The following is a 14612-nucleotide window of genomic DNA, read 5'->3' on the forward strand; positions in this document are numbered from 1 at the left end:
TGTCTGATTAAAACTTAAAAAGGCCCGATTACCGGGCCTTTTTAAATTTGGCAGTCTCCACTCCTCTTTAGTTTTGACGGTTTCCGAAAGAGATTTGGGTGGAAGCAGCTGTTCATTTTATCGATCACACCTCTTTTTATTTTTCCTATTTTTTACTCTATATATTAGAAAGGAGCCTTCCGAAACCACAGCGATCTTACACCTTCATCCTCAAATCCGAATTTTTTGTATAATTTATAAGCCCTTTGGTTTACATCTATTACAAAAAGCCTTATTTCTTCGGCACCGGAAGCACGAAGGATATCGACGCTTTTTTTCAGAAGAGCCTTTCCTATTCCATGCCCCTGAAAATCCGGGTAGACACCTATTGTCTCGATCCAACCAATTTTATTCTTTAGTTTTAAGTCATAAATTCCGGCCGGCCTGCCGTTATAAAGGCAGAGTCCTTTCAATCCGGGATTTTCTTTACATGCCTCGAGCATCCCGTTCATATCTTCATCGTTGAGTAATGCAGCGTTCGGAGAATGTCGAAAGGCTTCATTGTGAACTTCCCGGAAGCTGTCTTTATTTTGATTCGACAGCATTTCAAAGAATATTTCCCTGGAAATATCGTTTTGTGTCGAGACATCCTCACCGCAGCAGTATTTCATGACAAGAATTCTGTGAGTGTACCTGTACCCGAATGATTCAATATTCGCCCGCAAAAACTCCAGATCGGGAGTTATGCCGAGAGAAATCTTTCTGGCCCCTTTTGAAATACAGTAACGCTCGCATTTTTCTACGAGTATTTTAAAGCAATCAGCATACCTTTCCGTATTATCTATGTTTATACCGGTTATAAAAGCTTCTCCCCTATGGGTAACTTCTTTAGTTATACAGCCCATGGTGCCCAGGATTTCCCCCTCTTCCCATAGGGAGAAATGGCTTTCACCGAAATTAAAAAGAACACCGCCGTAATTTTGAAGCATTTCTTCATATGTTTCTACGTAATGGTTCCAGCCGCTTTTAGTAATATAATTATAAAGCTGCTTTTTCGCGGGCTGCGTAAGTTCTTTGAATGAATAAACCTGCATCTAAAACCCTCCTATTTTCCATACCAGAATACAAAAGTGCACGCCATCGCTGCAATATTCTATAAAACAAAGGTGATATCCTTTTTTTGCATGTCTTCGCACTAAGCTTTCTTTTCTTGACTTTACTTTTTATTGGATTACAATAAAATTAACATAACAATTTAACAAAATTATCAATATTGACGACCATTCACCCTAAAACGATAGAAAGGAGGGGTGTCGTTGGATACCCTAATAGTTGCCAGAAACTTAAGCAAGGTATACAAAATGGGCGAAGTTACAGTAGAAGCTTTGAGGGGAGTCAGCTTTGAATTGATGGAAGGCGAAATGGTGGTGGTCCTCGGGCCCAGCGGATCCGGCAAGAGCACCCTGCTCAATATCATAGGGGGAATGGATAAGCCGAGCGACGGCGAACTTTTTTACATGGGCACACCTCTCCACAGCTCCGACGGAAAGCAATTGACTTCCTATCGCCGAAACGAGGTGGGATTTGTTTTTCAATTTTATAACCTCCTGCCGAACCTGACGGCTCTGGAAAATGTTCTTCTTTCGGTACAGATAGCCCGAAACCCCCTTTCAGCCGAGGAACTGCTGAAAAAAGTAGGACTTGCCGACCGGGCGCACCATTTTCCCTCCCAGTTATCCGGAGGAGAGCAGCAGCGGGTAGCCATAGCTCGAGCCATGGTCAAAAACCCGCGGTTGCTGCTGTGCGACGAGCCCACCGGAGCTTTAGACTATAAAACGAGCATTCAGGTACTTAAACTGCTTCAGGATTTTTGCTATACGTATTCCAAAACGGTAGTTATAATCACCCACAACGCTGCGATAGCCCAGATGGCCCACAGAGTTTTTTATTTAAAAGACGGCAGGCTGGACAGAATCGTGGAAAACGAAAACCCGCTGCCGCCGGAGAAGGTGACCTGGTGATGCTGTGGCGAAAGATGATAAGGGATTTGAAAGAGAATAAAGGTTCTTACATCGCCTGCACCGTGATCATAGTTATGGGCCTTCTGGTTTTTACTGCGTTTACCACGGTGGTGGGAAGTTTACGGGATTCTCAGCAGAAGTTTTATAAAGAGCAGAATTTTGCCGACGGCTTCATAAAAGTGCAGGCCATACCCCGAAGCGAAGTGAAAAATCTGGAAAGCATCGAAGGCATAAAAAAGATCCAGGGCCGCCTGGTGAAGGACGTGATGGTATTAAAGCCCGGTGTGAAAGATAACGTTTACCTGCGCCTTGTTTCCATCGACCCCGGCATTTCAAACCCGATAAACGGGGTGCTCCTTACCCGGGGCAGGCCCCTCGATGACGATTCCATGAACGTATGGATTGACGGTAAGTTTTTTGAAGCAAACAATCTCGATCTGAACGATGAAATCGAAGTCATAGCCGGCGGCAGGATTAGGAAACTCACCGTGGCCGGGGTTGGGAACAGCCCGGAATTCGTATACGCCCTCCGCACCGCGGCGGACCTGTATCCTTCGCCGGAAACCTTTGGGATCGCTTTTATCCCCATAAGAGCGATGGAAAAGCTGTTTCCCGATGAAAAAGCTTTCAACGAACTGGTATTTACCCTGAAGCCGGGAGCCAACTATGAAAAGGTCAAAGAAGAGCTGGAAAAAAGGCTGGAACCCTATGGCGTAGAAAGCATAATCCCCCGTGCGGAACAGATGAGCCATATGCTTTTGGACCAGGAACTGAAAAGCCTGGAATCCGTATCGACAGCTATGCCCGTAATGTTTCTCTCAATCGCAGGAGCAATTTTATATATTACCCTTAAAAGGTTGATAGAGCAGCAGAGGGTACAGATAGGAATTTTGAAGGCCGAGGGCTTTACCTCCGGAGAAATCCTATTCCACTACTTGTCCTACGCACTGACCATAGGCCTTGCCGGAGGCCTTACCGGCAGTATACTCGGCGCGCTTCTTTCCTATCCTCTGACATCGATGTATCAGGTATTTTTCAACCTCCCCGGCCTTGAAGGGAGATTCTCCCCGTCTTTAATTTTATTGAGCGTTTTACTTTCGCTTTCTTTTTCTCTTATAGCCGGTTTTCAGGGTTGTAAAAAGGTTCTTGCCTTGGAACCTGCCGAGGCCATGCGGCCACCCGCTCCCATTCTGGGAAGGAGGGTACTTCTGGAAAAGATAAGCTTTATCTGGAAAATGCTCAGCGTCCAGGAAATGATGGCCGCGAGGAACATTTCACGGAACTGGGGACGGAGCCTTTTCATATTCTTGGGCATCATGTTCTGCTTTGCCATTTCGGCCTTTACGTGGTCGATGAATGACCTGGTACAGAAGATGATGTTCGACCAGTACGAAAAAGTGGAGGTTTACGATGTAAAGCTCATCCTCTCAAGGCCCCTTGATCAAAAAAATGTTAACAGGGAACTTAATGCTTTCCCAGGAGTAAGATACGCGGAGCCGGTAGCCGAAGTCCCCGTAACTTTAAAAAACCGGTGGCTGAAAAAGGATACGGTCATACTGGGACTTCCCCGGGATAGCCGGCTTTATAACATTCTGGACAAAAATTATAATAAAATCACACCCCCCGAAAACGGTATTCTTCTTTCTGAAAGGCTGGCAAACCTGCTGAACGCCGGAGTCGGAACAAAGCTGATGGTGGAAAGCCCCATGAAGGCCGGTGAAAATGAGGGTGTTCTTGAAGTTGCAGGGATAATCCCCCAGTATGTGGGAATAAACGCTTACATGGAAATAGGGGCTTTGCAGGATTTTCTAAAACACGAAGATATGGCCACATCGATCTTGCTGAAGGTCGAAGAAGAAGCCATAACCTCCCTCCGGGAAAAATACATGCATAGCAAGTATATAAGTTCTATCGACGAGCGGGAACAGAGGCTCAATAAATTCAAAGAAATGATGGCATCCTACGGCAGCATGATTTATATATACGCTCTGATCGGAGTTGTAATCGGTTTCGCTATCATTTACAGCTCTTCGGTGATTTCCGTTTCGGAGCGTAGCAGGGAACTTTCTTCAATGATGGTGCTCGGCATGACGCCGGAGGAGGTACTGTCGGTGGTCACCTTCGAACAATGGTGCATAGGAGTGCCGGCCATGATTGCAGGCGTGCCGGTCTCAAAAATGATGTTGGCCGGCATATCGCGGGTTGTGAGCAACGATATGTTTACCATGCCGGAAAGCGTGACCTTCACCTCACTCCTTCTGGCCTTCGCTGCTACCGTATTCTCTATCTTTATTGCCCAGAAGGTCTCAGCCCGGAAGGTCAAGAGGTTGAACCCGGCAGAAGTCCTTAAAGCCAGAGAATAAAATATGAAAGGAAAGCGGTGAGGACTGTGAAAAGAAAAATATTGATAGTTTCGATAATCTTAATCGCCCTGGTGGGGACTTTTTTCTACGAAAACAATAGGGGCATTGACGCAGAAGTCCTGAAAGTTCAACCGGTCACGGTAACCAGGACTTTTAAGGAGGAAGGTCAAGTAATTCCCGCGGTGGAGTATTCCGTCCACAGCCTTCAGGCAGGTGAAATAGTCAAACTTAATGTAGAAGAGGGCCAGCAGGTAAAGGCAGGAGATATATTGGCCCTACTGAATTCAAAAGAGCTGGAGTTTCAATTAAAGCAACTTCAGGCCGAGCTTAAAAGCCTCCGGGGCGAAGAGGCCAAGGCTTTCCAAAAACCCCTGGACTCTGAAATAAAAAGCCAGGAATTACTGGTAGAACAGGCCCGGCATGACCTTACAATCCTGGAAAATGATTTTAAGAGAATGGAAAAATTGTATAGCGAAGGCGCCGTTACGTTAAAAGAATACGAGAATGCCAGAAATATGATGGAAACGGCGAAAATCAACCTCCAGCGGCAGCAGGAAGCCCTGAAACTACTTTATGAGTCCCGAAACCCCACCGGTGAGTCCCGGCAATATTACTCGGGGAGGGCCGAAGCTCTACAATCCCAGATCGACTTACTTAAGTACAGGATCGAAAGGTGCAGGATTACTTCACCGGTAGATGGAATAGTGGCCGACCTTACCGTCAAGCAGGGCGATGTCGTAAATCCCGGCTCCAGACTGATGAAGATTTTTCAAAAGGGCGAATACCTCGTGGAGGTTTTCGTCCCGGCTGACTCGGCACCGGATATAGCAGATGGAATGAAGGTGAAATTGATTCAGGAAAGGAAAAGCGAAAACCTCATTTTCGATGGAGTTGTAGAAAAGGTAGCTCCTACCGCCGTGGAAAAGATATCATCCCTGGGCCTCGAAGAACAGCGCGTCAAAGTTACCGTAAAACCTCTGGCTCCCCAAAACCTGCAATTAATCCCCGGCACCGTGCTCGATGTGGAATTTACAACGGATAAAAGGGAAGGCGTGCTGGCGGTGCCCAAAACCGCACTATTCCCCTACGAAAATGGTGACGCCGTATGGGTGGTGGAGGGCAAAAGGGCAAAAGTTCGTCCGGTAAAAACCGGTTTTGAAAGCGAAAGCCTTGCGGTTATAGAAGAGGGCTTGAAAAAAGGAGACCTGGTCATACTAAATCCCCAGCTGGCAGGGCTTAAAGAAGGAAGAAAAATACGTGTAAAATAACAAAAATCCCTGACCGGTACAACCGATCAGGGGACGATTTAAAATCTATTACAGCCGGATCATATTCCCGGGACCCAGGGGTAGGTCGAGGAGATACCAGAGAGAGAACATGATAAACCATCCCAGTGCGAAGTAGATTGAAAAAGGAAGTAGGGTAGATATAAGCGTACCCATCCCCAACTTTTCGTCATATTTACGGGCCTGCGAGAGGGCAATGGGAAAATAAGCGAGCAGCGGGGTGATGGGGTTGGTAATGGAGTCCCCTATCCTGTAAGCCAGCTGAGTGAAGGCCGGGGAATACCCCAAAAGCATGAGCATCGGAACGAAGACCGGCCCCAGCACAGCCCATTTAGCGGAAGCGCTGGCAACCAGTAGGTTGATCATAGAGGTTAAGATTATGATGCCGAGCAGCAGTGGTAAGCCGGTAAAGCCAATATTTTGCAGGAAGTTGGCACCCTTTATGGCCAGAATAGTGCCCATGTTGCTCCAGTTGAAGAATGCCATGAATTGGGCAGCCAGAAAAGCAAGAACAATATACGAACCCATCGTGCTCATCGCTTTTCCCATCTGGGCGGCCAGATCTTTATCGGATTTAATGGTTCCGGCAACGATACCGTAGCCAATGGCCGGAAACAGGAAAAATCCGGTCATGATCGGCACTAAACCTTTCATGAAGGGAGAGACGATCAGGGAACCGGTTTGCGGATCCCTCAACAGCGCATTGGCGGGCAGGGTCAAATAGGCGATTAGGCCCACATAAGCCAGGGCAATGAGGCCCGCGACCCGCAGTGCTTTCTTTTCTACATCGTTTAGGGGATGGAACGTCTCATTCTGGCCCAGGAAGGCACCTAAACGGGGTTCAACAACCTTTACCGTCACCCAGCTCCCTACGAAAGTTAGGAGAAAAGTAGATGCAATGAAGAAATAATAATTCATAGCTGGATTGGCAATATACTTGGGGTCGATGATCTGGGCCGCCTTTTCCGTAAAACCTGCCAGCAACACGTCCGACATATTGACAAATAAATTGGCGCTGAAACCACCGGCCACTCCGGCATAGGCTGCGGCAATCCCTGCGATGGGATGCCTGCCGACGCTTGCAAAAATCATCGCTGCCAGGGGCGGAAGCACTATGAAAGCCGAGTCTCCGGCGGCATTTCCCATAATTCCCGCAAATACAACCGCCGGCACGATAACCGAGACTGGAGCGCCGATCAACAACCTGCGCAAAAGTGCACTTATCAAACCGCTGGATTCGGCGACACCTACTCCCATCATCACCACCAGCACCAGCCCGAGGGGTGGGAAGGTAGCAAAGTTGTTGACCATTTCGGTAAGAATTTTAACGATGTTTTCTCTTTGAAGCAAACTTACCGCTCTTACCACTTCTTTGGTGGCCGGATTTACAGCCTGCCATCCGGCGACAGCCGCCACATGAGAGAGGATAATTACAAGCAGAGAAAGCCCGAAAAACAAAGTAGCCGGGTCCGGCAATTTATTACCGCCGCGTTCCACTAAATTCAAAAGTTTATCAAGAAGAGATGTTTTGTTCTTTTGGATATCCGCTAATTTTTTTGTGGTAGCAACACTCATTTTCATCCCTCCTCTATGCTCTAAGCTTTCCGTTATTCAAAACGTAGCGTACCAAAAGTTCCACACCGATGGCCAGAGCATCCTCATCTATGTCAAATTCCGGGTGATGATGGGGAGCAACAATACCTTTAGCTTCGTTTTTAGCTCCCACGAAGGCAAAGGCACCGGGAACCTTCTGCAAATAGTAAGCGAAGTCTTCGCCTCCCATCACCGGTTCGGCATCGATGACGTTTTCCGCTCCCACCACCTGTGCAGCAATTTGCCGTACGTAGCCTGTTACTTTTTCGTCGTTTATAAGTGACGGATAACCGTACGTATAGTTAAAACGATAATCGGCACCGTAAGCCGCAGTTATCCCTTTTAGAATTTCCTCCATTCTTTTTTGAATAAGTGCGCGAGTTTCATCGCTGTAGGTTCGAACGGTGCCGGAGATTTTGGCGATGTCGGCGATTACATTGAAGGTGTACCCCGCCTGCAGTGTACCTACGCTTATTACCGCCGGTTCGATGGGCTTTACGGATCGGCTGACAATCGTCTGCAATGCGGTAACCACTTGGGCGGCCACCACCACGGCATCGACGGTTTCATGGGGGGCGGAACCGTGGCCGCCTTTGCCGATGATCTCCGCTGTAAATGAATCAGGTGCTGCCATAAAGGGACCGGCTTTTAAACCGACGGTGCCGACGGGGTAACTGGTCCAAAGGTGAAGGCCGAAGATGTTATCCACTTTAGGATTTTCCAGCACCCCGGCTTCAACCATGAATTTTGCCCCTCCCGGAACTATTTCTTCACAGGGTTGGAAGATGAATTTAACTTTTCCACAAAAAGCGTCCTTCAACGATGACAAAGCTATTGCAGCCCCTAACAGCATGGCGGTATGGCCGTCGTGGCCGCAGGCATGGCAGACCCCTTCAACGGTGGAGGCGTAAGGCACCTTTTTGGCATCCCTTACGGGCAGGGCATCCATATCAGCCCGCAGGGCTACCGTTGGACCGGGCTTTCCGGTATCCAGCAACCCAACAACCCCCGTTTTGGCGATTCCGGTCTTTACCTCAAGGCCCAGACTTTTGAGAGTTTCCTCCACAATTTTGGAGGTGCGCGTCTCCTCAAAGCCGAGCTCCGGATGCGCGTGAAAATCGCGGCGTAAAGCCTGTACTTTTGGGAAAATCTTTTTTACTTCTTCTCGGATGTCTTGCATGTCCTTCACTCCTTTAACGTTTTAAAGTATATTGCGAAAAATTATATATAAAATTTAATATTTATGCAACCAAAAAATTAATCTCTAACGACTCAATGACCGGGATTTTATCGCATTTTTAAGCTATTTTGGGCCAGCTGCCTTTTTTTCGACCTTGTTTGATAATTTTTTGTCAGGCATGACGGTCCAAAGTCCCTCAGCTTTACTCCATATTGATTTTGTGTTAATGTTATCTTAGTTCCCTTTGGAAACGGGGGTTATTTCGATGGACTGCAAAAAAGTCCTGATACTGTCGGAGAAATTCGGGGCCGGTCACGAGAGAGCCGCTCTCGCCCTCTCAAAAGGCATAAAAAATATATCCCCCGACACTGAAGTCAAGGTTATCAACTTTTTTCAATATTTCCATCCCCATGTTTCAAAAGTCACCCTGAAGATGTACCTGAGCGCCATCAACATGAAGCCCGAAATATGGGGGTATTTCTACGAAAGGGAAAGAAATAAAAAGAAGGCAGGGCTTGCAAAGAAACTGCTCCGGTCCGCTATGTATTTTTTCCTCAGGGAAATCCTTGATAAAGAAAGGCCCGACGTAATCGTCTGCACCCATCCCTTCCCGGCCTGCGTGGCGTCCCGTTTGAAGCAGAAGGGGCTCGAAACCCCACTGGCAGTCGTGATCACCGACTTTGACGTCCACGGCTTCTGGATAAACGACCATACGAATGCCTATATCACCGCCGACGAGTTCCTGCTGAAACCCATGTTGGATTTCGGGATCAATCCAAGCATCATATACCCCACCGGCATACCCATAGACCCCAATTTCCACCGGGAGGTGATCGGGACCGACGCCAAGAGGGCGTTAGGGTTCAGGGAAGATGTGCCCCTTTTGCTTGTGACCGGAGGCGGCCTGGGCCTCACGGTCCTGGATGAGTATACCGTTAAACAACTGGCTTCGGCGACGGTGCAGCTCGCTATAATTTGCGGTAAAAACCCGCCCTTACGGGAGGCTCTTCGGAGGATCGTCGCGGAAAACCACCTGGACAACGTGAGGGTCCTGGGATTTGTGAGAAACATGTGGGATTACATGGGAGCGGCTGATCTGCTCATCACAAAAGCCGGCGGCCTCACCATCGCGGAAGCCATCTCTAAGGAATTGCCCATCGTCCTATATAACCCCCTGCCCGGCCAGGAGGAGAGAAACGCCGCGTTCCTACTTAAAAAAGGCGTGGCTAAAAAAGCCCAAAATCAAAAAGAGCTTGTGGATCTGGTTAAAGAATTGACCCGCAACAAACACCTCATTCAAACCATGAAGAGGAACGCCGCAGGCTTAAAAAAGACCCGGCCGGCGGAGAAGGCAGCGGATATAGTACTCAGCCTGGCGGATCACGGCAATAAAACCGCATTAATTTCCTTTTGACGAAATATCAAATCCCCGGTCTTAAAAAGACCGGGGATTATTTTACTTGCTTCACTAAAACTGAGGGGATTTTTCACCCTTTTAGTAATTCTTCAAATATGTTCAATTTTCCACCTAATTTTTTGCTTACATCTTCTATTATTCCTATTTCTAAAATAAAATCTTTAATTTCTCCGGGTTCGATATATCTTAATGTACCTCTCTCCCTCTCTTTATCTCGACCGAGGGTCATACAATTTGAAGGCTCTAATCCCACTACGTACTCTCCTTCACCCATCATCTTCCATAGATTAAGATATGGGAGTTCTTTTAAGTCAAATTTTATGTATAAGCCAAGACCATTACCCATCAATTTTTTGTTAAAAAGCACGGCTAAACCCATTTCTTTGTTTTCTAAAAACTCGTGAAAGTATACGTTTTCTATAGTTCCATGCTTAGGGGAAGTGATTTTAAATTGGTCTTTCATATTTTTTTCAGATTCTAAACTCGTTGGAATTGACCTGTCAGAATTAATATATATTTCGCTACCTTCATCAACCAGAGGAAATCCCAAATTACAATGGTAAATCATCATGATCGGCGTGCTTTCAAAACCGTTATTTTCAATTCTGTCATGAAGAAATATCCTGTTCTCCCCCGCCTTAACCTTTATAGTTCGGTGCAAAGTCAGATTTTCCCCGAAAAACTTAGTCTCATGGGATTGACCCGAAACCTCGATAATAAAATCCTCTCCATCCCAATAATTTCTACAACAAATATTGTCAGCAGGGCAGTTGCTTATCCTACCGTGGAGCCCTAAATTTTCCCCCAAATCAACACATGGTGCGCCGGCGTAAGATATACCGCATGTTGTAAGAAGTCCACCAATGAAGCTTCTAAACCACTCATTGCCGTCTTTTTCAAAAAACTGGGGTGCAACTATTCCATTTTTTGTTATATACGCTAAATTCACCCCTCGAAAATCGGCAAAGGCGATATCCATATTTCTATCCAATAAAATTGTAAATCTAAGGCCATTACCATTATTAACATCTACCGCCTCCACGCCTCTTGCCTTTCCCTCAGAAAAAAAATACCTTTTATAACCGGCAATTTGATTTATCGTCCCACACTTTCTTAAAAGTTCCTTTTTACTATAATACACATTATTTACTATCGGCAATCTAAATCATCCTCCTATTGAAATATGCATAAAGGCTGCTGAAGTAATTCAACAGCCTTTATGAGACTCGGTTATTTACTTAGCGAGCCGCTAATTATCTCTTCGACGTTCTCTTTTGTAATTACTGTTACGCCTGTATCCACTTTCTTTTCTACTTCTTTTCCTTGAAGCGTATCATAAGCAAATTGCACACCTAAGCTCCCCATCTTATACGGGTTCTGAACCATAGTTGCCTGCAACATTCCTTCATTTATTGCATTTATTGTATCCTGAGATTTATCGAAGCCCACCAGCTTTATTTTGCCGGTAGCATTCCTCTGTTTTATCGCCTGTGCAACACCAACAGTTGACCCTTCGTTGCAAGCGTAAAATCCGGCAAGATCAGGATTTGCTGTCATTATGTCAAGAGCCTGGTTCATGGCTTTTGTCTTATCACCCATACTGTACTGGGTCGTAACAATTTGAATATCAGGATATTTATTCTTGATCACTTCTTTGAAGCCATTCTCTCTCATCATTGCCGTCCCGGCACCGGGCTGGTGATTGATAATGGCTATTTTACCTTTCTTGCCAATTAATTCTGCCAGGGTGTCAGCTGCAATCTGTGCAGCTTTTATATTGTCTGTTGCAATGAAACTTACTATTTTATCGGTGTTGACCGGGGAATCAATAATGATTACAGGAATGTTTGCATCTGCTGCTTTTTCTACTACCGGCTTTAATGCCTCTGCATCAAGGGGAGCGAGAAGTATTGCATCAGCCTTCTGGTTGATAGCATCCTCAACCATTCTTACCTGTTCACCGGGATCAGTTTTATCCGCCGGAGCTCTAAACGTAACGGTGACATTGCCAAGTTCCTGGGCTTTCTCTTCTGCACCCCTCTTCACGGATAGCCAATGCTGGTCCATGGAATCCATGGTGATGAGAACAAAGTTGTACTTTTTACCCCCTTCCGCATTAGCCCCCGTACTGTTGCCACTACCGCCGCACCCTGCAAGTACGAACGAAAAAAGTATGGCGGCAGTGATAAGAACGGACATCAGCTTGATGCGTCTAAGCATTAGAGATACCTCCTTAATCTTAATATATTATCTTAAAACCCGGCATTCTTCAAAATAGAATGCCAAGTTTTATAATTTAAAGTTATGAAAGTTTATTTCTCCTTAAACCATCAAAGTAAACGGCCGCGATTATAACTATACCTATTGCTATCTGCTGCCAAAAAGCGGAGACATTTAATAAATTCAAACCGTTTCTGAGAACCCCAATCACAAAAGCTCCTATAACTGCTCCCAGGACCGTTCCCTCTCCACCCAACAGACTCGCGCCGCCTATTACCGATGCTGCCACCGCATCAAGTTCATACCCCGTACCTGCTGTGGGCTGGCCTGATACTATTCGCGCGGTCAGTATGATTCCTGCGCATGCAGCTAAAAAGCCGCTTATAGAATAGATAGATATCAGCACTTTATTTGTATCAATTCCAGAAAGTCTGGCAGCTTCGAAATTGCTACCAATGGCATAGTTATACCTGCCCAGTTTTGTTTTTGAAAGTATGAATCCAAAAACTAGCGCCAGCACTATCATAATGTAAACCGGGATAGGAATGCCAAGAACCCTGCCCGAACCTATTACTGTAAAGCCCGGCGGGAGATTGGTAATTGGGATACCGTTGGTCAGTACCAACGCAATGCCCCTAACTATACTCATTGTACCTAAAGTCACGATAAACGGTGGAACTTTCCCATAAACTATTACTAAACCGTTTATGAAACCTATAATAATGCCAACCAGGAGCCCTACCATAATTGAAAAAAATACCGGAACTTTTGCCACAAGCAGCATTGAGGTTATTATGCCGGACAATGCTATGGTAGAACCTATCGAAAGGTCTATTCCAGTAGTGATTATGACAAACGTTTGACCTATAGCTATTATCGCTATGATCACTGTTTGTAATGCAACCGTTAAAAGGTTTTCGGTGGAAAAAAAGACTTTACTCGATAGACCAAAAATTATGCACATGATGATCAATATGCTCAATACCGACAATCTTTGAAAAGTGTTACTATTCAAGCCTTTCATAATATCACCAGTTTTCATAACACTACTTTCCTTTCATTTTTATATAATGTTGCATAATACATTATTTCCTTCTGCGTAGTCCTCCTTGTAATCAAATTAGCCTTTATTTCTCCTTCGCACATCACATATATTCTATCGCTAATTCCCAGCAGTTCAGGGAGTTCTGATGACACGATTATTACGCCAATACCCTTCTGTTTCAATTGATTAAGAATATTGTATATCTCAATTTTTGCGCCTACATCTATACCCCTTGTAGGTTCATCAAATATATACAGTGCCGGATTTTTTAAAATCCATTTTCCTACAACTATTTTCTGCTGATTGCCACCGCTCAGGTTTCTTACTCTTTGAAAAAGGCTTGGTGTCTTAATTTTTAGATCGGAAACTATCTTATTGGAAACAGAAATTTCTTTTTTTGTATTCAGAACGCCTATTTTGTTACAAATACTTTCCACGCTTGCCATCGTAATATTATGAGAAACGCACATGTTGAGAGCGAGACCATCGTGTTTTCTATCTTCCGGGACGTATACTATTCCATTCTTAATTGCATCGGCTGGTGAATTTATATTAAGTTTTTTTCCATGTAAGTAAATTTCACCGCTGTCCCTTTTGTCGGCTCCAAAAATAGCCCTCATAAGCTCCGTTCTACCCGAACCCATAAGTCCAGCAAATCCAAGAATTTCCCCTTCATAGAGTTCGAATGAAATATTCTTCAGTATATTGCCCCGGCTTATATTCCTCACTTCAAAAATTTTTTCGCCCCTTGGAACCTCGACTCTAGGGAACTTTTCGTTTATTTCTCTTCCCACCATTAGGGAAATAAGCTCGTCCAACCTTGTGTCTTTAAAATCAAGGGTCTTTATATATTTTCCATCTCTGAAAACCGTGACCCTATCCGCTATTTCCTTCAGTTCTTCAAGGCGATGTGAAATATATATTATTCCGCAGCCGTTTTCCTTCAACTTTTTAATCATCGAAAAGAGTTCTTCAATTTCATTTTCCGTAAGTGCTGAGGTCGGTTCGTCCATTATAAGTATCCTTGCGTCGGTAGATATGGCTTTAGCTATTTCTACCATCTGTTGCTTTGACACAGGGAGGTTTTTTACCTTGGTTGCCGGGTCAATATCCAGGTTGAATTTCTTTAATATTTTTTTAGCTTCTTCATTTTGCCTTTTTTCATTTATCACACCATTTATCATGTATTCCCTTCCGAGAAAGATATTCTGGGCTACTGTTAGATGCGGACAGAGGTTCAATTCCTGGTGTATGATGCTTATTTTATGTTCCTGTGCAGCTTTCGGGTTGTCAATTGTCACCGGCTTTCCATCGATATAAATAGTACCTTCATCTTTCTTGTGTATACCTGCAAGGATTTTTACAAAAGTCGATTTCCCCGCTCCGTTTTCTCCTAACAGTGCGTGAACTTCACCTTTTCTTAATTCGAAGCTCACATTTTGTAACGCCTTAACGCCGGAAAATTGTTTTGAAATATTTTCTGCTTTGAGTAACAAATTTTCCATAAA

General features: G+C 45.1%; 11 protein-coding genes. 4 read left to right on the plus strand and 7 right to left on the minus strand.

The genetic code is table 11. The features are described from left to right. Positions 1 to 164: 164 nt before the first annotated feature. A complete protein-coding gene (locus tag TOCE_RS11740) occupies positions 165 to 1073 on the minus strand; it encodes a GNAT family N-acetyltransferase (protein ID WP_013276614.1) in 909 nt (302 codons plus the stop codon). Positions 1074 to 1295: 222 nt separating this feature from the next. Between TOCE_RS11740 and TOCE_RS09395 the strand changes: the two genes are divergently transcribed. Genes TOCE_RS09395 through TOCE_RS09405 form a run of 3 tightly spaced genes read left to right on the plus strand, consistent with a single transcriptional unit; the run spans position 1296 to position 5631 of the window. Next, positions 1296 to 2000 carry an ABC transporter ATP-binding protein gene (locus tag TOCE_RS09395; RefSeq protein WP_013276615.1) on the plus strand — a complete coding sequence of 235 codons (705 nt, stop codon included), beginning with the start codon at positions 1296 to 1298 and terminating at the stop codon, positions 1998 to 2000. Beyond that, a complete protein-coding gene (locus TOCE_RS09400) occupies positions 2000 to 4363 on the plus strand; it encodes an ABC transporter permease (RefSeq protein WP_013276616.1) in 2364 nt (787 codons plus the stop codon). The genes TOCE_RS09395 and TOCE_RS09400 overlap by 1 nt, the downstream gene beginning before the upstream one ends. Positions 4364 to 4380: 17 nt before the next feature. Further along, positions 4381 to 5631: an efflux RND transporter periplasmic adaptor subunit gene (locus TOCE_RS09405; protein WP_013276617.1), complete on the plus strand. Its 1251-nt coding sequence runs from the start codon at positions 4381 to 4383 to the stop codon at positions 5629 to 5631. Between the two features lie 48 nt (positions 5632 to 5679). Here TOCE_RS09405 and TOCE_RS09410 read toward each other — a convergent pair whose 3' ends face one another. Together TOCE_RS09410 and TOCE_RS09415 are read right to left on the minus strand one after the other, a co-directional pair. Next, positions 5680 to 7224, minus strand: coding sequence for an AbgT family transporter (locus tag TOCE_RS09410; protein WP_013276618.1), 1545 nt, complete (start codon positions 7222 to 7224; stop codon positions 5680 to 5682). Between the two features lie 13 nt (positions 7225 to 7237). Beyond that, entirely contained in the window at positions 7238 to 8422 is a 1185-nt protein-coding gene (locus TOCE_RS09415; RefSeq protein WP_013276619.1) for a M20 metallopeptidase family protein, read from the minus strand. Between the two features lie 265 nt (positions 8423 to 8687). On the opposite strand from TOCE_RS09415, the gene TOCE_RS09420 reads away from it, so the two are divergent. Beyond that, on the plus strand, positions 8688 to 9836 hold the full coding sequence (locus TOCE_RS09420; RefSeq protein ID WP_013276620.1) for an MGDG synthase family glycosyltransferase: 1149 nt from the start codon (positions 8688 to 8690) through the stop codon (positions 9834 to 9836). A gap of 73 nt (positions 9837 to 9909) precedes the next feature. Here TOCE_RS09420 and TOCE_RS09425 read toward each other — a convergent pair whose 3' ends face one another. From TOCE_RS09425 to TOCE_RS09440, 4 genes are all read right to left on the minus strand, one after another. Then, positions 9910 to 10998: an aldose 1-epimerase family protein gene (locus tag TOCE_RS09425; protein ID WP_013276621.1), complete on the minus strand. Its 1089-nt coding sequence runs from the start codon at positions 10996 to 10998 to the stop codon at positions 9910 to 9912. Positions 10999 to 11069: 71 nt separating this feature from the next. Then, positions 11070 to 12059: an ABC transporter substrate-binding protein gene (locus TOCE_RS09430; protein ID WP_013276622.1), complete on the minus strand. Its 990-nt coding sequence runs from the start codon at positions 12057 to 12059 to the stop codon at positions 11070 to 11072. An 82-nt stretch (positions 12060 to 12141) separates the two neighbouring features. Continuing rightward, the gene (locus TOCE_RS09435) at positions 12142 to 13101 is read right to left on the minus strand and encodes an ABC transporter permease (RefSeq protein ID WP_013276623.1); all 960 of its coding nucleotides are present in this window, start codon (positions 13099 to 13101) and stop codon (positions 12142 to 12144) included. Beyond that, positions 13098 to 14609 carry a sugar ABC transporter ATP-binding protein gene (locus TOCE_RS09440; protein ID WP_013276624.1) on the minus strand — a complete coding sequence of 504 codons (1512 nt, stop codon included), beginning with the start codon at positions 14607 to 14609 and terminating at the stop codon, positions 13098 to 13100. Before TOCE_RS09440 ends, TOCE_RS09435 begins: the two co-directional genes overlap by 4 nt. Positions 14610 to 14612 lie beyond the last annotated feature (3 nt).

The sequence above is a fragment of the Thermosediminibacter oceani DSM 16646 genome, from assembly GCF_000144645.1.
Classification (GTDB): domain Bacteria; phylum Bacillota; class Thermosediminibacteria; order Thermosediminibacterales; family Thermosediminibacteraceae; genus Thermosediminibacter; species Thermosediminibacter oceani.

Coding starts and splice junctions, on each gene's coding strand:
- TOCE_RS09410 (WP_013276618.1), bottom strand. CDS start 7,224: ATGAGTGTTGCTACCACAAAAAAATTAGCGGATATCCAAAAGAACAAA.
- TOCE_RS09435 (WP_013276623.1), bottom strand. CDS start 13,101: ATGAAAACTGGTGATATTATGAAAGGCTTGAATAGTAACACTTTTCAA.
- TOCE_RS09440 (WP_013276624.1), bottom strand. CDS start 14,609: ATGGAAAATTTGTTACTCAAAGCAGAAAATATTTCAAAACAATTTTCC.
- TOCE_RS09420 (WP_013276620.1), top strand. CDS start 8,688: ATGGACTGCAAAAAAGTCCTGATACTGTCGGAGAAATTCGGGGCCGGT.
- TOCE_RS09415 (WP_013276619.1), bottom strand. CDS start 8,422: ATGCAAGACATCCGAGAAGAAGTAAAAAAGATTTTCCCAAAAGTACAG.
- TOCE_RS09400 (WP_013276616.1), top strand. CDS start 2,000: ATGCTGTGGCGAAAGATGATAAGGGATTTGAAAGAGAATAAAGGTTCT.
- TOCE_RS09430 (WP_013276622.1), bottom strand. CDS start 12,059: ATGCTTAGACGCATCAAGCTGATGTCCGTTCTTATCACTGCCGCCATA.
- TOCE_RS11740 (WP_013276614.1), bottom strand. CDS start 1,073: ATGCAGGTTTATTCATTCAAAGAACTTACGCAGCCCGCGAAAAAGCAG.